This is a genomic window from uncultured Marinobacter sp. (assembly GCF_913055835.1).
Classification (GTDB): domain Bacteria; phylum Pseudomonadota; class Gammaproteobacteria; order Pseudomonadales; family Oleiphilaceae; genus Marinobacter.
The window spans coordinates 71131-91083 of the sequence record NZ_CAJXKQ010000003.1; the positions used below are offsets into that span (position 1 = coordinate 71131).

Annotated in this window: 23 protein-coding genes and 1 tRNA gene; 19 read left to right on the forward strand and 5 right to left on the reverse strand. The window is 56.5% G+C overall.

Translation table 11 applies throughout. The features are described 5' to 3' along the window. The 6 genes from QZ534_RS02980 to QZ534_RS03005 all read left to right on the forward strand — a co-directional run bounded on the left by QZ534_RS02980 (position 1) and on the right by QZ534_RS03005 (position 4943). Entirely contained in the window at positions 1-885 is an 885-nt protein-coding gene (locus tag QZ534_RS02980) for a DUF1365 domain-containing protein (protein WP_296931282.1), read from the forward strand. Continuing rightward, positions 873-2147 carry a cyclopropane-fatty-acyl-phospholipid synthase family protein gene (locus tag QZ534_RS02985; protein ID WP_296931284.1) on the forward strand — a complete coding sequence of 425 codons (1275 nt, stop codon included), beginning with the start codon at positions 873-875 and terminating at the stop codon, positions 2145-2147. Before QZ534_RS02980 ends, QZ534_RS02985 begins: the two co-directional genes overlap by 13 nt. Beyond that, on the forward strand, positions 2144-2665 hold the full coding sequence (locus QZ534_RS02990) for a DUF2878 domain-containing protein (RefSeq protein WP_296931286.1): 522 nt from the start codon (positions 2144-2146) through the stop codon (positions 2663-2665). Before QZ534_RS02985 ends, QZ534_RS02990 begins: the two co-directional genes overlap by 4 nt. Continuing rightward, positions 2662-3402: a hypothetical protein gene (locus QZ534_RS02995; protein ID WP_296931288.1), complete on the forward strand. Its 741-nt coding sequence runs from the start codon at positions 2662-2664 to the stop codon at positions 3400-3402. The genes QZ534_RS02990 and QZ534_RS02995 overlap by 4 nt, the downstream gene beginning before the upstream one ends. 80 nt (positions 3403-3482) lie before the next feature. Next, a complete protein-coding gene (xthA, locus tag QZ534_RS03000) occupies positions 3483-4295 on the forward strand; it encodes an exodeoxyribonuclease III (RefSeq protein ID WP_296931290.1) in 813 nt (270 codons plus the stop codon). A gap of 18 nt (positions 4296-4313) precedes the next feature. Continuing rightward, positions 4314-4943, forward strand: coding sequence for a TetR/AcrR family transcriptional regulator (locus QZ534_RS03005; protein WP_296931293.1), 630 nt, complete (start codon positions 4314-4316; stop codon positions 4941-4943). A 9-nt stretch (positions 4944-4952) separates the two neighbouring features. Here the strand turns inward: QZ534_RS03005 and QZ534_RS03010 are convergent, their stop codons facing one another. Beyond that, a complete protein-coding gene (locus tag QZ534_RS03010; RefSeq protein WP_296931307.1) occupies positions 4953-5369 on the reverse strand; it encodes a phasin family protein in 417 nt (138 codons plus the stop codon). A 347-nt stretch (positions 5370-5716) separates the two neighbouring features. Between QZ534_RS03010 and QZ534_RS03015 the strand changes: the two genes are divergently transcribed. The 4 genes from QZ534_RS03015 to hemH all read left to right on the forward strand — a co-directional run bounded on the left by QZ534_RS03015 (position 5717) and on the right by hemH (position 8259). Further along, positions 5717-6154, forward strand: a complete 438-nt coding sequence (locus QZ534_RS03015) for a YeeE/YedE family protein (RefSeq protein WP_296931309.1) — start codon at positions 5717-5719, stop codon at positions 6152-6154. Positions 6155-6158: 4 nt separating this feature from the next. Beyond that, a complete protein-coding gene (locus QZ534_RS03020; protein WP_296931311.1) occupies positions 6159-6584 on the forward strand; it encodes a YeeE/YedE family protein in 426 nt (141 codons plus the stop codon). A gap of 96 nt (positions 6585-6680) precedes the next feature. Beyond that, positions 6681-7112, forward strand: a complete 432-nt coding sequence (locus QZ534_RS03025; RefSeq protein WP_296931313.1) for a TIGR01244 family sulfur transferase — start codon at positions 6681-6683, stop codon at positions 7110-7112. A 37-nt stretch (positions 7113-7149) separates the two neighbouring features. Then, entirely contained in the window at positions 7150-8259 is a 1110-nt protein-coding gene (gene hemH, locus QZ534_RS03030; protein WP_296931314.1) for a ferrochelatase, read from the forward strand. A 29-nt stretch (positions 8260-8288) separates the two neighbouring features. Here the strand turns inward: hemH and QZ534_RS03035 are convergent, their stop codons facing one another. Together QZ534_RS03035 and QZ534_RS03040 are read right to left on the reverse strand one after the other, a co-directional pair. Next, complete coding sequence (locus QZ534_RS03035) at positions 8289-8507, reverse strand: hypothetical protein (RefSeq protein WP_296931316.1); 219 nt, start codon at positions 8505-8507, stop codon at positions 8289-8291. 139 nt (positions 8508-8646) lie between these two features. Then, positions 8647-8737 (reverse strand) — tRNA-Ser (locus tag QZ534_RS03040). A 211-nt stretch (positions 8738-8948) separates the two neighbouring features. On the opposite strand from QZ534_RS03040, the gene QZ534_RS03045 reads away from it, so the two are divergent. The 5 genes from QZ534_RS03045 to QZ534_RS03065 all read left to right on the forward strand — a co-directional run bounded on the left by QZ534_RS03045 (position 8949) and on the right by QZ534_RS03065 (position 11140). Continuing rightward, entirely contained in the window at positions 8949-9647 is a 699-nt protein-coding gene (locus QZ534_RS03045) for a Bax inhibitor-1/YccA family protein (RefSeq protein ID WP_069183578.1), read from the forward strand. Positions 9648-9750: 103 nt separating this feature from the next. Then, the gene (gene tusD / locus QZ534_RS03050; protein ID WP_296931320.1) at positions 9751-10167 is read left to right on the forward strand and encodes a sulfurtransferase complex subunit TusD; all 417 of its coding nucleotides are present in this window, start codon (positions 9751-9753) and stop codon (positions 10165-10167) included. 2 nt (positions 10168-10169) lie between these two features. Next, positions 10170-10520, forward strand: coding sequence for a DsrE family protein (locus QZ534_RS03055; protein ID WP_296931322.1), 351 nt, complete (start codon positions 10170-10172; stop codon positions 10518-10520). 5 nt (positions 10521-10525) lie between these two features. Beyond that, positions 10526-10810, forward strand: coding sequence for a sulfurtransferase complex subunit TusB (tusB, locus tag QZ534_RS03060; RefSeq protein ID WP_296931324.1), 285 nt, complete (start codon positions 10526-10528; stop codon positions 10808-10810). A gap of 3 nt (positions 10811-10813) precedes the next feature. Then, complete coding sequence (locus QZ534_RS03065; protein WP_296931326.1) at positions 10814-11140, forward strand: TusE/DsrC/DsvC family sulfur relay protein; 327 nt, start codon at positions 10814-10816, stop codon at positions 11138-11140. Between the two features lie 15 nt (positions 11141-11155). Here the strand turns inward: QZ534_RS03065 and QZ534_RS03070 are convergent, their stop codons facing one another. Further along, positions 11156-12349: a hypothetical protein gene (locus tag QZ534_RS03070; RefSeq protein WP_296931328.1), complete on the reverse strand. Its 1194-nt coding sequence runs from the start codon at positions 12347-12349 to the stop codon at positions 11156-11158. Positions 12350-12576: 227 nt separating this feature from the next. Continuing rightward, positions 12577-13164 (reverse strand): Fe-S biogenesis protein NfuA, encoded by a 588-nt coding sequence (gene nfuA, locus QZ534_RS03075; RefSeq protein WP_296931330.1) that lies wholly within the window; start codon positions 13162-13164, stop codon positions 12577-12579. 236 nt (positions 13165-13400) lie between these two features. Here nfuA and metH point away from each other — a divergent pair, with 236 nt between their 5' ends. The 4 genes from metH to QZ534_RS03095 all read left to right on the forward strand — a co-directional run bounded on the left by metH (position 13401) and on the right by QZ534_RS03095 (position 19883). Further along, positions 13401-17099: a methionine synthase gene (metH, locus tag QZ534_RS03080; protein ID WP_296931332.1), complete on the forward strand. Its 3699-nt coding sequence runs from the start codon at positions 13401-13403 to the stop codon at positions 17097-17099. Positions 17100-17132: 33 nt separating this feature from the next. After that, positions 17133-17369, forward strand: a complete 237-nt coding sequence (locus tag QZ534_RS03085) for a DUF2970 domain-containing protein (RefSeq protein WP_296931334.1) — start codon at positions 17133-17135, stop codon at positions 17367-17369. A 362-nt stretch (positions 17370-17731) separates the two neighbouring features. Beyond that, positions 17732-19384: a nitrite/sulfite reductase gene (locus QZ534_RS03090; RefSeq protein WP_296931335.1), complete on the forward strand. Its 1653-nt coding sequence runs from the start codon at positions 17732-17734 to the stop codon at positions 19382-19384. Continuing rightward, the gene (locus tag QZ534_RS03095) at positions 19377-19883 is read left to right on the forward strand and encodes a DUF934 domain-containing protein (protein WP_296931337.1); all 507 of its coding nucleotides are present in this window, start codon (positions 19377-19379) and stop codon (positions 19881-19883) included. The genes QZ534_RS03090 and QZ534_RS03095 overlap by 8 nt, the downstream gene beginning before the upstream one ends. Positions 19884-19953 lie beyond the last annotated feature (70 nt).

Sequence of the window (19953 nt, forward strand, 5' to 3'; positions counted from 1 at the left end):
ATGAACAGCCAGTGGCTGGAGGGTACTGTCCGGCACAGACGGAAGTACCCGGTTCAACATGAATTCAGCTACAGCACGGGCATGCTGGCCCTGGATACCGATGAGTGGGGCAAGGTTGCCGGAGTCAGCCCGTTATTCTCGCTGGAACGCTTCAACTGGATGTCCCTGAAGCGCAGGGATTACTTCCGCCCGGAGACAGACGATCTGTCGGTTGCCGTTCGCGACCATGTGGAGGAAGCCACCGGCTGGCGTCCGGACGGGGAAGTGGAATTGATTACCCATCCCCGCTACTTTGGCTATGTGTTCAACCCGGTCAGTTTCTATTTCTGCTACCGCGCCGGGGAACGCCCCGCTGATGGCGTGGTGCCGAAAGTCATCGTTGCCCAGATTACCAACACGCCCTGGCACGATCGCCATGCCTATTGCCTCGAAACCACGGGGGCAGAACCCAACCAGGCGGGTTGGCGCACGGAGCAGTTCGGCTTCAGCAAGCGTTTTCATGTGTCGCCGTTCAATGGCATGAACCAGCACTACGAGTGGACATTCAGTTTCCGGGGTCCGGAGCTGAGAATCCACATGAATGTTCTGGAGGAAGGCCGTAAACATTTTGATGCCACCCTGGTAGTCCAACGCACCCCTATCACTCGTAAAGATGTGCACAGAAGTCTTCGAAAGTTTCCGCTTGAGGCATTCAAGGTTGTGGCAGGCATTTACTGGCATGCCCTCCGGCTCAAGCTCAAGGGTGCACCGTTCTATAGCCACCCGGACAAACTTCCCGAGGACGATAATGCCTACCGCCGTGGGCACGATGATGCCGGGCTGGACGTCACCAGCTCCGAGACCAATGACAAGATTCGTGGAAGGGTAAGCTCATGGAGAACGTGAATACTTCCGTTGAACACACCTCATCTGGCTCCGGCAGCCTGCCGGCCCTAAGCCGGTTTGCGAGGACCCTGGTGATTCAGCAGCTCCGGTTACTCGGCGAAGGCCAACTGACGGTGAAGGAATCCGGCTTTGACGACCTCGTATTCGGAGACGGCAACAGCCAATACCAGCCGGCGGAACTGATTGTCCATGACCACAGCACCTGGCGTGACTTGCTGACCGGCGGCAGCGTTGGCGCAGCGGAGGCTTATGTGGCCGGTGACTGGTCTACCCCCGATCTGGTTGCCCTGCTCCGGTTCTTTACCCGCAACGTCGATCGCATGAACGAATTCGAAGACCGTTTCAGCTGGGTTACAAAGCCCGCCCTGAAAGGCCTGCACTGGCTGAACCGGAACACCAAAGAAGGCTCCCGGAAGAACATCAGCGCCCATTACGATCTGGGTAACGACCTGTTCGAGACGTTCCTCGACCCGACCATGATGTATTCCTCGGCCATCTACCCAAGTGCTGACTCCACACTCGAAGAAGCCGCCGTGCACAAGTTGGATACGATTTGTCGCAAGCTCGATCTCCAGCCGGGTGACAAGGTGATCGAAATTGGCACCGGCTGGGGCGGGTTTGCGATTCACGCGGCCAAGCACTACGGCTGCCACGTGACCACCACCACCATTTCCCGGGAACAGCTGGAATTGGCGAAGGAACGGGTGCAGAAGGAAGGTCTGGAAGATCACATCACGCTTCTGTTCGACGACTACCGCGAGCTTGAGGGCCAATTCGACAAACTCGTCTCCATCGAGATGATCGAAGCGGTTGGCCCCCAGTTCCTGGACAGCTACTTCTCCCAGATTAGCGCTCTGCTGAAGCCCGATGGCCTGGCGCTCGTGCAGGCCATCAATATGCCGGAACAGCGCTACCAGAGGGCCCTGAAGAATGTGGACTTCATCCAGCGCTTCATCTTCCCCGGCAGCTTTATTCCTTCGTTCGGGGCCATCCTCGAATCGGTCCGCAAGGAAAGCAAACTGGTGCTCACCCATGCCGAAGACACCGGTTTCCACTACGCCCGAACACTGCGCGACTGGTGTGACCGATTCATGGCCCAGCGGGAGAAGCTGGAATCCATGGGTTACGACGAAGCTTTCCGGAGGCTGTGGCACTTCTACTTTGCCTATTGTGAGGCGGGTTTCAGCGAGCGCGCCATCGGCGTGTCCCAGCTGGTTTTCGCCAAGCCCGGCAACAAACGAGAGAATATCCTGAGCGTATGATTGCGTCAGAAACGGCTCGTAACGTATTGAACTTCCTGCTGTTCCAGGCGGGCTGGTTTGCCTGTGTGTTTTACCCGGGGCTAATCGGGGCCGGGATCGTGGTGGTATTTCTCGTGCTGCACTTTTTACTGGTCAGCCAGAACCGGATGACCGAATTGCAGTTCATCGGCCTGGGCACGGTGGTTGGTTCTGTTCTGGACGGCATCTGGTTTCGGACCGGTATTCTGGACGACGGTTCTGGCCAGGTATTATTGACGCCACCCTGGCTGGTGGCGATCTGGGCCATCTTCATGACCACCCTGAGTCATTCCCTGGACTGGATCAGCAAGAAGGCGTGGCTGCCATTCGTGCTTGCGCCCTTCGCCGGGCCGTTTGCCTATTGGTCCGCAAGCCAGCTTGGGGCTGTTCAACTTCCGGAATTGATTCCCTCGCTGATTGCGCTCGCATTCGGCTGGCTGTTTGTTTTCCCGCTGCTCCTGTTCGCACGTAAAACGCTTTATCCGGAGCTGGTGAGATGAGATACGAAAGCCTGTCTGTTTCTTTTGTTTTTTTGGCGACTGCCCTGCCGGCCCTGGCACAGGATTTCCGCTTTACCGGCACTGCTACCGCGAACGACGGCAGAGTCCTCTATGAGGAACGCCACTCCGTTGATGGCACCTGCGAGGAAGGGGTCTTCCGGCCCCAAGAGCATCAAGTGGCCTATCACAAACCGGACTCCGAAGAATCGTTCGCCAGCAAGACGCTCGAATATAAAACCTCAGTGCTTCGCCCGACGGTAGAGTTCGTGCAGCCGACCTTCGATGAAAAAATGGAGATCACCTATCCCGAGCCGGAGACGCTGGTGATTGACTGGCAGACGCCCCAGGGTGATTCGGAGCGTTTCCAAGTGGCATTTCCCTCCGATACCGTCGTGGACGCCGGATTCGACAACTTTGTCCGTCAGAACTGGGAGAGCGTGGTCGCGGCCGAGCCTGTGGAATTCCGGTTTCTCGGGCCTACCCGGGGCGAGCACTACGGCTTTGTGCTGGAACGGGTCGAAAACGACCAGGTGGATGCCGATCATGTCGTTCAGATACGCCCGACGGGCATGGTGCTGAGGTTCCTGGTGGACCCCATTGTCCTGGGTTACAACGACTCTGGCTCACTGTCCGACTATCTGGGCCTGACCAATATCCGGAAAAACCAGGACGAAAATTACACTGCCCACATCCGCTATTCCGTGGAAACCACCCCGGATTGTGAACTGACCCCCTGAAACCGTCGCCCCTGCCAAGGCAGACCCGAGGGGCCAATGTGTTAAACTCCGGCGGGAATCAACGCCGGAGAGTTTTTGTAATGATGTTCGTCTCTTTCAACGTCAACAGTATCCGCACCCGCCTGCACCAGCTTGAGGCCGTTATCGATGCCCTGGCCCCGGATTTTATCGGCCTCCAGGAAACCAAGGTTCAGGACGAGGACTTTCCGGTGGAAGCAATACGGGAACTGGGCTACCACGTGCATTTCCACGGCCAGAAAACCCATTACGGCGTTGCCCTGCTGTCAAAGGCGGAGCCGGAAGAGGTTGTCAAAGGCTACCCCTGGGACGGCGAGGATTCCCAGCGCAGGCTGATTACCGGTCATTTCACCGTCAATGGTGAAAAACTGACGGTGATTAACGGCTATTTTCCCCAGGGCGAAAGCCGTGACCACCCGGTGAAGTTCCCTGCCAAGGAAAAGTTCTACTCTGATCTGATGCGTTACCTGGATGAGCTCAAGCAGGCCGGCGGCCATGTGGTGGTTATGGGTGATATGAACATTTCACCAACCGACAAGGACATCGGTATCGGCGCCGACAACGCCAAGCGCTGGTTGCGGACGGGCAAATGTTCCTTCCTCCCGGAGGAACGTGAATGGCTTGGCCAGGTAGAGTCGCGGGGATACACCGATGTGTTCCGGCACCTGCACCCGGAGGAAGCAGACACCTTCAGCTGGTTTGACTACCGCAGCAAGGGATTCGAGCGGGATCCCAAGCGAGGCCTCAGGATCGATCTGATTATGGCCAGTGACAGTTTGCTGCCAAAAGCCCGACAAGCGGGTGTTTCCTACGACATTCGCGCCATGGAACGGCCGTCCGACCACTGTCCGGTCTGGGCGAGCTTCGAACTCTAGAAGCTGGCCCGGCGCGACATGAAAAAAATCAAAACCCGCGACCGTATTCTCGACACCAGCCTGGCGCTGTTTAACAGCGTCGGCGAGCCCAATGTCACAACGCTGCTGATCTCCGATGAGATGGACATCAGCCCTGGCAACCTCTACTACCACTTCAAGAGCAAGGGCGACATTGTCGAGGAGCTTTTCGACCAGTACGAGCATGATATGGTGGATCTTCTGGCGGTGCCGGAAGACGCCGACATAAGCCTCGATCAGCAGGGCTTTTTCCTGCACCTGCTGTTCGAGACCGTTGCCCGCTACCGTTTTCTTTACCAGGATCTGGTGAACGTTTTGTCGAGATATGATCAATTGCAGGTTAGGTTCAAACGCATCCAGAAGAAGAAAATGGTCGCCTTCAGAACCATTTGCGAAAGTTTCCGGCGCCAGGGATTCATGGAGATTGAAGCGGAAGAACTTGAGTCATTGTGTGTGCAGTTGACTCTAACTGCCTGTTACTGGAGCGCTTTTGATACCCTATCCCATCTGGATGACAGGGAGTCAGTCGATCCGGGCCGTGGGGTCTACCAGATGATGCACCTGATCCTTCCCTACCTTGAGCCAGGCCACCGGGAAGAAGCCCGGCTGATGAGCCGGGACTATCTCTGAGCGACGGAATTACTCCTCTTCATCGTCGCCGGCGCGATTGCGCAGGCGAGCGATTTCCGATTCGAGGGCCTCGATTCTCCGCTCCAGGGATTCGATCTCTTCCCGACGATGGATTCCGAGGCGTCTCAGTGCTCCGGACACCCGTTCATCGAACATGTGCTCAAGCCGATCCCAGGTGCCGGTGGCACGTTCACGAACACCTTCAACCCGGTCCTCAACAGACCTGATCTGTTTTTCGACCACGCCCCGGGTTTTGTTCTCCAACTGCTCACCTTCCTGAACGAGACGATCGAAGAAGCGGCCGGTGTCCTCCTCGGCTTTGGTGTAGGCGCCAAGCCCCGCCAACCAGATCTGGCGGGCAGAATCCTTGATTTTTGCCGCCAGTTGCGGATCATTCTCCGGCTTATCGTCTTTCTCATCAGACATGTAACAACCTCGGGGGTACGGATATTTCTCTTGAAGGCCTATTGTATTACAGCTTCGGGCGGATTTCAGTCGGCCTGAAAGCCGCACCATGACAGGCCGCAGTATAAAGACGTATCCAATATGAAAAAATGTTTTCAAACGAAAGTTGTTCTCGCTTGAAGTGTTCAAAATATGGTCAATACTTCCCAATACCGGCGTCCCTGCTGATGCCGGTTTGTCTGGAAGTCTTTCATGGATACTACTCGCACGCCTCTGCCCGGCATCCTTTGCCGGGCTTTTTTTTGGTATTATTGCCCCCAGATATATGCTTATTCCAAAATAACCAATGTTAACCTTGGGAGTATCGAATGATTGAAATCGCGTGGAATAACTTCACCCCCTGGTCTGCGCTGGCGGGGGGCATTCTGGTAGGCATCGCTGCCGCCAGCTTTCTGCTTCTGAATGGGCGGATTGCAGGCATCAGCGGAATTCTTGGCGGCCTTCTTTCACCGGCAAAAGGCGATATCGCCTGGCGGTTGGCGTTTCTCCTCGGGCTGATCGGTGCTCCGGCAGTCTGGATACTGGCCACTGAACTTCCCCCCATTGAAATCGAGGCGGGCTACCCAGCACTTATTATTGCCGGACTTTTAGTGGGTGTCGGCACTCGATACGGCTCCGGGTGTACCAGTGGGCATGGTGTGTGTGGCCTCTCCCGACTTTCTCTTCGCTCCCTTGCTGCCACCCTGAGTTTCATGGGTGCCGGGTTTGTCACTGTTTATGTCATTCGTCATCTTCTGGGAGTCTGATGCCATGAAATTTTCCCTTGCTTCCCTCTTTGCCGGTCTCGTGTTTGGCCTGGGGCTCATCGTGTCTGGCATGGCAAACCCCGAGAAAGTACTTGGCTTCCTTGACATCGCCGGTCTTTGGGATCCGTCACTGGCCTTTGTGATGGGCGGCGCCATCATGGTAGGTGTGGTCGCGTTTGCCGTTGCCCGTAAACGTACCCTGTCCTTCCTCGGCTTCCACATGAAAATGCCCACCAGCAACCATATCGACAAGCGGCTGATCCTTGGTGGTCTGATGTTCGGCGTCGGCTGGGGTATTGCCGGCTTCTGTCCGGGACCCGGGCTGGTAGCACTCGGTGCCGGCGAAACCAAGGCGGCGGTCTTTGTTGCAGCCATGGTGGCGGGGATGGGCATCTTCGAAGTGATTGAGCGCAACCGCGCGAAAGCGTAAGTAGTTTCTGTTAATTTCCCTGCCGCCACTCTGACACAGCCCCGAGGCTGTGCCATTATGGCGGCAGCTTTAATAGCCGATTCGGAGAAGACATCCATGGATATCAGAAAGATAGACGACACTATTTCGGTGGCGCCCCAGATTTCCGTTGACGACGTTGAAGAAGCCGCGAAGCTGGGTTTCAAAACCCTGGTGGCAAACCGACCGGATCACGAAGAGCCGGGCCAGCCGGCAATGGCTGATATTGAAGCGGCTGCCCGGGAACAGGGCCTTGAATGGGTTTATATGCCGGTGGAATCGGGCAACATCACCGATGACGACGTAAACCGCTTTGCACCAATGATCCGGGATGCCGAAAAGCCCGTACTGGCATTCTGCCGCTCCGGAACCCGCTGCACCGTTCTCTGGGCACTGAGTGCGGCCCGAAACACGTCAGCCAATGAAATCTTTACCAAGGCGCGCAACGCCGGTTACGACATTTCCGGCCTTGCACCACGGATGGCTCAGCAGGCCGCCGACAAAGGCTGACAATCCAACTGCCTAATCAACGTTCAGGATCCACCGCATGCAATACAAAGGTTCAGAGAATTTCAGCCACAACCAGCCTGACCGACTGGGAGTGCTGGTAACCAATCTCGGTACCCCGGACGCGCCGACCACGTCGGCACTCCGGCGCTACCTGGCTGAATTTCTCTCGGATCCACGGGTGGTGGAATTACCAAGACCCTTGTGGTGGCTGATCTTGCACGGCGTTATCCTGCGCATTCGCCCCAAGCGCAGTGCAGAAGCCTATTCCAGCGTGTGGCAACCGGAAGGCTCTCCCCTGCTGCTTCACACCGCGAAGCAGGCCGAAGGCATCCGAGAGGCGCTCAAGCGCAAATACGGCCCCAATGTGGTGGTCGGGTTTGCCATGCGTTATGGCAACCCGTCGATTGCCCGGGTTCTGGATGAGATGCAGGAACAGGGTGTGCGGAAGTTACTGGTTCTGCCGCTATATCCGCAATACTCCGCCTCAACGTCTGCTTCCACTTTCGACGCCATCGCCAAAGATTTCACCAAACGGCGCTGGCTGCCGGATTTCCGGTTTATTTCCCACTACCCGGATTATCCGCCATACATTGAGGCCATGGCGCGCCATATCGAGGCGCACTGGGCGAATCACGGGCGCAATCAGAAGCTTGTGTTCTCCTACCATGGGGTTCCACTCAAGTACCTGACCAAGGGCGACCCGTACCACTGTGAGTGCCACAAGACTTCGCGATTGCTGGCAGAACGGCTTGGGCTGAGCAAGGAAGATTACATGACCACCTTCCAGTCCCGATTTGGCAAGGAGGAGTGGCTCAAGCCTTACACGGATGAAACCCTGAAATCACTGCCCGGCAAGGGCGTGAAATCCATCGATGTGTTCTGCCCTGGCTTCTCTTCGGATTGCCTGGAAACCATTGAGGAAATCGATGAGGAGAACCGTGAATACTTCATGGAGGCCGGCGGCGAGGGATTCAGTTATATCACCGCGCTGAATGCCACGCCGGGGCATATCGAAGCCCTGGTGAAACTGATCGAGGAAAACCTGGAAGGCTGGCAGGTGCCAAAGAACGAGCCTGAGGCCCTGGCTGCGCGGCAAGAACGAGCCGATGAGCAAAAAGAGATGATTTATCCGGGCCGGGATCTCTGACCAGGCCCGGGCTCAGTGCCGGAGTGGTATCAGCTGCTCCGGTCTTCCCCCTTCTCCCACGGGTCTGCTGATAGATCCGGAACAGACTGACAGAAGGCGCACTCCTCCGTATCGACCGCTGCACCGCCCGCCTCCACGTAGCGCACTTTATGACTTGCCTTGCCGCGATTGGCAGACACGGAGAATTTCCGGTCCCTGCGTTCACTCGGGCTGTTGTCACGTGGCTGGAATTTTTGAGAGTCGGTCATAATGAGGCCTCCAGATCTATAACTCGATAATGAGGATCGACTCGCCCTGAACCAAGTAGGGATTACCGCAGCTTCAAAACGGTTTGACGATCTGTCTGGAGACGAAATGCTTTGGAGAGAAAAAGAGGGAGAGGAAAAATGGCGGTGGGCCAGGGATTCGAACCCCGGGAAGGCTACTAACCTTCGGCGGTTTTCAAGACCGCTGCATTCAGCCACTCTGCCAGCCCACCGGTTTTTCCATTCGCTGCCATTGCGACAGCGGTGAGCATGATACCGGAATTGCCTGTGCTGTCAACGCTCTGCATAAAACCCGCCGCATTTTTCAACATTAACGGTTTTTAATGGAATCCGGGAGGCGGTTTCCTGTCGTAAATGATTGAAAGTTGCGTATCTGACACTATTATGGGACACAGTATCCAGTCGTTATAAACGGAGATGACAATGGAAGACAGACGATTCGGCGTTCAGAACTCTCAGGGAGCCTACTCGACTCCCCAGACGGAGCGCGCGACCACTGGCATCAGCGATGATGCGATGAAGGTGTTGCGCAACACCTACATGTTGCTGGGCATGACTCTCGCCTTCTCGGCGCTGACAGCATTCCTGAACATGAACGGGACCCACCCGGGCTTCCTGATTACTATTGTAGGATACATTGGCCTGCTGTTCGCAACCTATAAGCTGAAGAACAGCCCCTGGGGCATCGTGACCACGTTCGCCCTGACCGGCTTCATGGGTTACACCCTGGGCCCGATCATCGGTGCCTTCGTGGCTGCCGGCGCTTCGCAGATTGTCGCCCAGGCGCTGACACTGACAGCCGTTGCGTTTGTCGGTCTGTCTGCCACAGCGATCATCACCAAGAAAGACTTCAGCTTCATGTCCAGCTTCCTGACCGCTGGTGCATTCGTGCTGATCGGTGCCATGCTGCTGGCCTTCCTGATGGAGAGCTCTGCCCTTCATCTGGCGGTGTCCGCTGGCTTCACCATCTTTGCGTCCATCATGATCCTGTTTGAGACCAGCCAGATCATCAAAGGTGGAGAGCGCAACTATGTGATTGCCACCGTGGGTCTGTATGTATCCATCTACAACCTGTTCGTCAGCCTGCTGCACCTGCTGTCTGCGTTCAGTGGCGAAGATTGATACCAGGCTGAATAAGCTGGTTCAAAACCCCGGCAGTTGCCGGGGTTTTTGCTTTCGGTAAACTGAAACCCCGTACACGGCAGATCAACAACGAACAGAGCCCATGGCCGAAACTGCTTCTGAAACCTTCACCCTGGTAATCACCGGCGCCCCCTATTCGTCCCAGGCGCCCCAGACTGCCCTTGGCTTTGCACAGGCTGCGGTAACCGCCGGCCATCGCATTGACCGGGTATTTCTCTACGGAGACGGTGTCCATCTGGCCTCGGCATTGTCCGCACCGCCCTCTGACGAGACCAACTGGTCCGAAGAATGGTCGCGATTTCTTTCCGAGCACAGTGTTCCCGGTGTCGCCTGTATTGCGTCGGCGCTGCGTCGTGGTCTGGTGAACGAAACAGAACAGAAACGCTATGAATTGCCGGCAGCCAATCTCCGGACGCCATTTGAGATTGCCGGTCTCGGAGAATGGGTTGAAGGACGCATCAAATCCACGCGCACGCTCTACTTCCACGCCGGAGACTGACCATGAGCACACTGATCATGATTGACCAGGCTCCCTACGGTGCGTGGACGGGGCGGGAAGCACTGGACATGGCGTTCTCGCTTGCAGCCTTTGACCAGCCGGCATCATTGTTCTTCACCGGAGCCGGTGTGAACTGGCTGAGGCAGAATCAGGAAGCCGGCGGTATCGGCCAGAAGTCGGTGGAGAAGAATCTGTCAGCAGCGCCGATATTCGGTATCGAGGCGATCCTGGCCGACCGCGCCGCCTGCGAAACCTATGGGCTGGATGAGAACTCGCTTATAGAAGGCGTGACCCTGGTGGATGCCGACGCTGCTTTGCTCAACGATTATGATCACACCGCTTTTGCAGGTTAACCATCATGGCTACCATCCAGACATTGCACATACTGAACAAATCACCGGACCACCCCCGTGCGGCCCGCTGCCTTGAAATGGTGTCGGAGGATGATGGCCTGCTGCTTACCGGCGGAGGTGTCCTGTTTCTTGCAACCGGACATCTGTCCGGCCCCGGCAAGGTATTTGCGCTCTCGCCGGACATTGATGCCCGGGGGCTTGGGGAGTTCAAAGGCAGCAACGCCGAACTTGTAGACTTCGCCCGGATGGTCGAGCTTTCACTTGAGGCAAATCGGGTAATCAGTTGGTAGGCCATGATGTCTGAATCAATGCCAGAACGAAACAATGAAGGCTTTCTGGAAGACGCCTTCGACTGGACCGAAGGTGTCGCGGCAGTCATTGCGGCCGAAGATGAGGTAGAACTCACCGAAAAACACTGGGAAATCATCCAGTTTCTTCGGTCTTTTTATAAAGAACATGAAATGTCGCCACCCTCAAACCGCCTGTTCGTGAAGGCTGTCAAAGAGGCGCTTGGGGAGGACAAAGGCAACAGTATTTATCTGATGCAGCTGTTTCCCGGCACACCGGCAAAAACCGCCTGCCGGATTGCCGGGCTACCCCGCCCCACGAATTGTCTGTAGGGCTTTAAGGCCGTCTCAAAAACCCGCCAGGGACAGAAACTGAAGCAACCCTGCCAGGGCGCCAAAAAGACCGCCCACCAGCATCAACTGCACCTCTTCTTCCCGGAACGCGGGGCGAAGTATGTCCTGGAATTCATCCGGTTTTAGCGCTTTCATCTGGCCCGACAGCACTTCTGCGACGACCGGTGCCCGCTCCCGGTTGAAGGCCGGATCGCTGAACACATCAGAGGTCGCCAATACGGCCTTCTGGTTCATGACCCGCTGCAGCTCCGTGTAACCCGTCATGCCCATGGTCACCTGAGCTGTCAGCTTCATGATCACGGAGTTGTCCAAAAGTGGCCGCAGGTGCTTCTGGATGATCGCCCGGGTTCTGTCACCATGACTGCCATTGATCATGGCGTCGGCGACTTTCTCCACGGTAATCAGCTCTTCCGCCACCAGTTTTGCCCAGACATCGCTGATCTCCGGTTGCCTGCGCAGAAACAGCCCCTGAATTTTCCAGAACAGAAAACGCCGGGGCCTGAGTGGCGCGAAGATCAGATTAATCGCAATCCAGTTGGTCACGAAACCAACCACAAAGCCACCCACTGGCAGCAGCCATGGTTCCGGGTAGCGCGTCCATAAAGGCACCAGTACCGCTCCCAGGATTCCGCCAATAATCGCCCCGCGGTTGATTACCGATTGCAGTTCCACCGCGCCGGCTTGCTGGAAGATCCGGTTCATCATATCCGGGTGCTTTTCCAGTTCCCGGCTGAGAAGGGCCTTCAGATCCACCAGCTCATCCAGATCGTCGCCGAAGTCCTCAACCAGCTCCTCTACCCTGGACGGTAACTGCTCCCGGGCCCACTGGTATATCCGGTTTCTGACAAACAAAGGCAGGTTGTCCCAGAGAACCGGCTGGATTTCGTACATGACTTCATCAATATACTCATCCATCCGCGGAGTTACCTGGGAAATAACCTGTTCAACGATGCGCTGGGGTTCCAGCTTCTGGTAGACGGCGTTCAGATCGCCGAACTGCTGGAGGGTCCTGTCGATGCAGATGTGCGCCATTTTCTCGGCCTTGCGGGGGATGACCCCCTGCCATCCAACCAGGCCCACGCCGATGAACTGCACCGGATAAAAGGACATCTGGATGGCAAGCCAGTTGGTCAGCCAACCCACTACGGCCGCCATGAGTGGCAGGGACAGAAGCGCAACGTCGAACAAGTGAAACCCCGGTGTAAGAGTGTAATCCGTTTAAGCCGGTGATAATGCCGTTAACGGCCAGTCAGGATAGTACCTGCCTGATGTTTCTGTGTATGCGACAAATGATGAAGTAATTGAAATGTCACAACATTGGCCGTGTAGCCATGATCGTGACGGTATTGCGGCAGTCTGGAGCGGGTGCCGCGCCTCCAGGAACAGGAGGCGCAGTACACCGGAGAACGATCGCCTTACTGGTAGTAGGCGTTTTCGGTGTAGGAGTGGTCGGTTACATCACGAACGGCAGTGATTTCCGGTACGCGATCCCTCAGGGTCGTTTCGACACCCTGCTTCAGGGTCAGACTGACCGCAGAGCAGCCCTGACAGCCACCGCCGAAACGCAATACGGCTACGGACTCATCCACAATCTCGACAAGAGAGACCTCGCCGCCATGCGCAGCAAGATTGGGATTGATTTCGGAAGCCAGAATGTAGTTCACGCGGTCCGGAAGCGGTGCGTCGTCATCAATCTTGGGCACTTTTGCGTTCGGTGCCTTGATGGTGAGCTGACCACCCATCTGGTCCTTGGAGTAATCCACGTACGCCTCTTCCAGGAAGGGTACGGAATTGTGATCCAGATACAGGATGAACTTGTCCAGATCAACCTGCTCGTCCGTGGGTACGACTTCATTGGGCGGGCAGTAGGCCAGACAGGTCTCGGCGTTCTTGGTGCCGGGCTGGGTAACGAATATACGCACACCCATGCCTTCCACGTCCTGTTTTTCGATAAGTTGTGCAAGATAATCCCGTGCGGGATCTGTCACAGTAACCTGAGCCATGTTTTCAACCAACCCGTTTGAAAGTTTGAGTTTATTTTAAGGGAGTTCGCGGGAACATGAAAGACCAAGTAAAATAGTCGGGCTTTACCAGGGTAATGAATTTCCCGTATTGGCAGGTATTTGCGAAAGGCAATTGATAATCGTCATTCGTACTAAGACGGGCTCAGGCATTTTTGCTATGATCCCGCGCCATTGACATTGATACAACGTTATTAACGACATCCGGAAGTAATTCTATGACCGATCGCACCACCCGTCTCGACCAGCTCCACAAGGCCCTGCAGGAACGCATTGTGATCCTTGATGGCGGCATGGGCACCATGATCCAGAATCTTAAACTGGACGAGAAGGCGTTCCGTGGTGATCGGTTTGCCGACTACGATCGGGAAGTTCAGGGCAACAACGATCTCCTGAACCTGACCCAGCCCGCCCTGCTCCGGAATATCCATGCGGACTATCTGGATGCCGGCGCCGATATCATCGAAACCAACACCTTCAACTCCACCCAGCTTTCCCAGGCGGACTACGGGCTGGAGTCGATTGCAAAGGAACTGAACGTGGCCGCGGCGAAGCTGGCCCGTGAGATTGCTGACGAGTACACCGCCAGAAATCCCGACAAGCCACGCTTTGTGGCCGGTGCCGTTGGGCCAACGTCGCGTACCGCTTCCATCTCACCGGACGTGAACAACCCCGGCTACCGTAACGTCGATTTCCAGACCCTGGTCGACAACTATTACAAGGCGGTCGAGGGCCTGGCCGAGGGTGGCTGCGACCTGATCCTGATCGAAACCATTTTCGATACCCTTAACGCGAAGGCGGCCATCTACGCCACCCAGCAATACTTTGAAGACAGTGGCATCACGCTGCCGATCATGATTTCCGGCACCATTACCGACGCTTCCGGCCGAACCCTTTCCGGTCAGACTACCGAAGCCTTCTGGAACTCTGTGGCCCATGCCAACCCGATTTCCGTTGGCCTGAACTGTGCGCTGGGGGCGGATGCCCTGCGCCCTTATGTCGTAGAACTGGCGGCCAAAGCCGAAACCTATGTCAGCGCCCACCCGAACGCCGGTCTTCCCAACGAGTTTGGCGAATACGACCAGACACCGGAGGAAATGGCCGAGATTATCGAAGGCTTTGCCCGTGACGGTTTCCTGAACATTATCGGTGGCTGTTGCGGCTCCCGCCCGGACCACATTGAAGCGATTGCCCAGGCAGTGGCCAAGTACCCTCCCCGGCAGATTCCCGAGCGTGCGAAGGCTTTGCGCCTGTCAGGCCTTGAGCCGTTTACCGGTGACGACAATGTGCTCTTCATTAACGTGGGTGAGCGAACCAACGTTACCGGCTCCAAGCGTTTCCTGCGCCTGATCAAGGAAGAGCAGTACGAAGAAGCACTCAGCGTCGCCCGGGACCAGGTTGAAAACGGTGCCCAGATCATCGACATCAACATGGATGAGGGCATGCTGGAGTCGAAAGAGGTGATGGTTACCTTCCTGAACCTGGTGGCCTCCGAACCGGATATCTCCCGGGTGCCCATCATGATCGACTCCTCCAAGTGGGATGTGATCGAGGCTGGCCTTCGCTGCATCCAGGGCAAGGCGGTGGTGAACTCCATCAGCCTCAAGGAAGGCGAAGAAGAGTTCATCAAGCGCGCCCGGGACTGCATGCGCTATGGCGCCGCCGTGGTGGTCATGGCCTTTGATGAACAGGGCCAGGCCGACACCTACGAGCGCAAGACCGAAATCTGCAAGCGCTCCTACGACGTGCTGACCGGCATCGGCTTCAACCCCGCGGATATCATCTTCGACCCCAACATCTTCGCCATTGCCACCGGCATTGAGGAGCACAACAACTACGCGGTGGACTTTATCAACGCCACCCGCTGGATCCGGGAAAACCTGCCCTACGCCTCAATTTCCGGCGGTGTGAGCAATGTGTCCTTCTCGTTCCGGGGCAACGACGTGGTTCGAGAAGCGATCCATTCGGTGTTCCTCTACCACGCCATCAAGGCGGGCATGAACATGGGCATCGTGAATCCTGGTCAGTTGGTGATCTACGACGAGATCGACCCGGAGCTCAAGGAGCTGGTGGAAGACGTTGTCCTGAACCGTCGCGATGATGCCACCGACCGCCTGCTCGAGATTGCCGAACGCTACAAAGGTAAAGGCGGCAAAACCCAGGAAGAAGACCTCGCCTGGCGTGAATGGCCTGTCGAAAAGCGCCTCGAACACGCCCTGGTGAAAGGGATTACCAGTTACATTATTGAAGACACTGAAGCCTGTCGGCAGAACGCCACCCATCCCATCGAGGTGATCGAAGGGCCGTTGATGGATGGCATGAATGTGGTTGGCGACCTGTTTGGCGACGGCAAGATGTTCCTGCCCCAGGTGGTGAAGAGCGCCCGCGTCATGAAACAGGCGGTTGCCCACCTAATCCCCTACATCGAAGCCGAGAAAACCGAAGACCAGAAAGCCAAGGGCAAGATCCTCATGGCTACGGTGAAGGGCGATGTCCACGACATCGGCAAGAACATCGTGGGCGTGGTGCTGCAGTGCAACAACTACGAGGTGATTGACCTGGGCGTGATGGTGCCCTGCGACAAGATCCTCGCCGCTGCCAGGGAGCATGACGTCGACCTGATTGGTCTGAGCGGGCTGATCACGCCATCCCTGGACGAGATGGTACACGTGGCCCGTGAGATGCAAAGGCTGGATTTCAACATCCCGCTGATGATCGGCGGTGCGACCACTTCGAAGGCCCACACGGCCGTCAAGATCGAACCCCAGTACAAGAACGACATTGCCCTGTACGTGTCGGACGCGTCCCGCTGCGTGAACGTGGCATCGCAGCTGCTCAGCAAGACTGCGAAACCGGAATTCGTGGAAGCGGCCCGCACCGAATACGACGAGATCCGTGAACGCAGGAAGAATCGGGGCGACCGAACCAAGCTGATCTCCCTGAAGGAAGCCCGCGACCGCGCTCCGGAGATCTCCTTCGAAGGCTACCAGCCTCCGAAGCCAGCGTTCACCGGCATCCGGGTATTCGAGGAGTATGACCTCAATGAGCTGGTGGATTACATCGACTGGACGCCATTCTTCCTGTCCTGGGATATTTCCGGCAAGTACCCGGCCATCTTTGATGATCCCAAGCGGGGCGAAGCGGCACGCCACCTGTTTGATGATGCCCAGAAGATTCTGCACCGGATGATTGACGAAAAGCGGGTCTCGGCCCGTGGCGTCATCGGTTTCTGGCCTGCCCACCGCCGCAGCGACGACATTGTGTTGTATACAGACGAGTCTTGCAGCGAGGAACTGACCACCCTGCACCACTTGCGTCAGCAGGATGAGAAGGCGCCGGGCAAACCCATGATGGCACTGTCTGACTTTGTCGCGCCTGAAGGTTCCGATGTCGTGGACTACGTGGGCGGTTTCGCGGTGACCACCGGCATCGGTGCAGAGGAATTTTCAGTCGAGTTCAAGGATGCCAATGACGATTACAACGCCATCATGGTCAAGGCCTTGGCCGACCGGTTGGCGGAGGCTTTTGCAGAGCGTATGCATGAGCGGGTGCGTCAGGAGTTCTGGGGCTATGCCGCTGATGAAAAGCTGGCAAATGACGACCTGATCAAGGAAAGGTACCGCGGGATACGTCCTGCACCGGGCTATCCGGCCTGCCCGGACCACACCGAGAAGGCAACCCTGTTCAACCTGCTCGAGGCTACCGACACAGCGGGCATTGAACTGACAGAACATTTCGCCATGTTCCCGACCGCGGCCGTATCCGGGTGGTACTTTGCGCATCCGGAATCCAAGTACTTTGCGGTAGGGAAAATTGGCGCAGATCAGGTTGAGGACTATGCTGAACGCAAAGGCATTTCCAAGGCCGAAGCAGAACGCTGGCTTGCACCAAGCCTGGCCTACGATCCGGCAGAGTAAGCTTCAGGCAGAATAAAGATCAGGGGCAGACGTATGACGCAGTCTTCAGAGGCAGAGAAGAAGGATCAGGAAAAGCGGCGCGGACCTGGTGTTTTCAAAGTCATGCAAAGCATTCTGGCCGGCGCTTTCGGAGTACAGTCCGACAAGCGCCGGGAAGAGGACTTCTCAAGCCACAGCCCCTGGCCTTACATCATCGCCGGCATTCTGTTCACAGCCAGCTTCGTGGTGGGTCTGATTGTTATCGTGAACCTGGTACTGGCGAGCCAGTAGGGTTACTGGCCAGCCACCCAGACTACGGCGAACGCAACGGCGAGTACCACCAGAAGAACGGCGGCAACGGCATCGGCCTGACTGTCAGAGCGTACGGTCTTTTTCATGTCTGTTCCTCTTTCCGAGTTGTGTCTCGTGTTCTTCTTGTTTTCAGGGCAGCACCGCGCACCGGCCCTGCTGCCTTTATTAAGTTAAGCAGTTAATTGATATTCGTCCAGTCCATTGTTCCCGTTGCTTATCGCCTGAATCGATAAACATATTTTGAAATAATCATTTTAAGAATAAAAACCCGCTGTTATCCTTCCCGTCAGATATAAGGCCGTCGGCCTCGATATGTCGCTTTCAAGCAGGATCTTCCCACTATGTACGTATACGATGAACACGATCGGCAAATGGCTGCCGAGAGGGTTGCCCAGTTCCGTGACCAGACCGAAAGGGCCCTGGCCGGTGAGTTGGCAGAAGATGAGTTTCTTCCCCTTCGCCTGCAGAACGGCCTGTACGTTCAGCGTCTTGCCCCTATGCTCAGGATCTGTGTTCCCTACGGCATGATGCGTTCAGACCAGCTTCGCCGACTTGCCCGGATTACCCGGGACTATGACAAAGGCTATGCGCACTTCACCACGCGCCAGAACGTACAGCTGAACTGGCCGGCACTGGAAGACGTTCCCGATATTCTTGCGGAACTCGCAGAAGTGGAAATGCACGCCAACCAGACCAGCGGCAACTGCATCCGTAACACCACCACAGACCAGTTCTCCGGTGTTCAGTCCGATGAGATCGCAGATCCTCGTCCCTATTGCGAGATTATTCGCCAGTGGTCCACCTTTCACCCGGAATTCGCCTTCCTGCCACGGAAATTCAAGGTGGCCGTGAATGCTTCCGAGCACACCGATCGTGCCGCCATCCAGGTTCACGATATCGGTCTGCAGATGGTGCGTAATGAGGCTGGCGAGCTCGGCTTCCGTGTTCATGTTGGTGGCGGCCTTGGCCGTACCCCCATGGTTGGCCCGGTGATTCGTGAGTTCCTTCCGGAGCTGGACCTGCTGACCTATCTGGAAGCCGTGCTGCGGGTTTATAACCGCTATGGCCGGCGGGACAACAAGTTCAAGGCCCGGATCAAGATTCTGGTGAAAGCGCTCACGCCCGAGGGCTTTGCCGAGAAGGTGGAAGCCGAGTGGCAGCACATCAAGGATTCCCCTACCCGGCTGACACCCGATGCGGTTCAGCGTATCCAGGCCTACTTTACCGAGCCGGATTACGCAGCGCTGGAAAATGCCACAGACCTGTTGGGCAGCCAGCGTTTTGAGAACCGGGGTTTCGACCAGTGGCTGACCCATAACGTGGACACCCACAAGAAGCCGGGCTATGCCATTGTCACCCTGACCATGAAGAAGACCGGTACGCCACCGGGGGATGTCAGCGACAAACAACTGGAACAGATTGCCGATCTGGCTGACGAGTTCAGCTTTGGCGAAATCCGGGTAACTCATCAGCAGAATGTGGTGCTGGCCGATGTGCGCCAGGATCGCCTTTTTGAGCTGTGGCAGGCAATCACTCCGATGGGCTTCGGTACCGCGAACCTGAATACCCTGACGGACGTGATCTGCTGCCCCGGTGGCGATTACTGCGCCCTGGCCAATGCCAAGTCCATCCCGGTGGCCGAAGCCATCCAGCGGCAGTTCGATGATCTGGACTACCTGTACGACCTTGGCAACATTGATCTGAACATTTCCGGCTGCATGAATGCCTGCGGTCACCACCATGTCGGCAATATCGGTGTTCTCGGTGTCGACAAGAAGGGTGAGGAGTTCTATCAGATCAGCCTTGGCGGTTCGTCCCATCATGACGCCTCGATTGGCAAGATTCTGGGACCGTCGTTTGCCCGGGATGAAATGCCCCAGGTGATTTCCAAGATCATTGATGTTTACGTGGATAAGCGCACGGAAGAAGAAACCTTCCTGGATACTTATCGTCGTGTAGGAATTGATCCCTTCAAGGAGCGGGTATATGCCTAACGTTATTTCCCCGGATGGAAGCATCCGCCAGGACAACTGGGTTGTGGTCCCCCGCCCGGCCGAAGGCGAATCTCTGGATATTCCGGCGGACCATCCGGCATTGATCCCTGCGGATCTTTGGCTGGCCGGTTACGAGCACTTCACCGGAAGAAAGGATATCGGCGTGTGGTTTGACAGCCACGACGAGCCGGAGATTCTGGAAGGCCACGTGAATGAGCTGCCGGTGATTGCAGTAAACTTCCCGAAATTCAGTGATGGCCGGGGCTACAGCATTGGCCGGTTGCTGCGGGAGCGCTTTGGCTACAAGAACGAACTACGTGCTATCGGCGACGTTCTGCTGGATCAGCTGCAGTTCATGAAGCGCTGCGGATTCGATGCCTATGTGCTGAGGGCCGACAAGGACATCACCAAGGCGCAGAAGTGCCTGAACTTCTTCAGCCAGGGCTACCAGGCCGCAACCGACACCGACATTCCGCTCTTCCGACGTCGCGCGTCTTAGTTATCAGACTTTAAAGTACGAAGAGAGGGGATTCACTTTCCAAAACACGCTCCTTGCGGCACATCCCTGT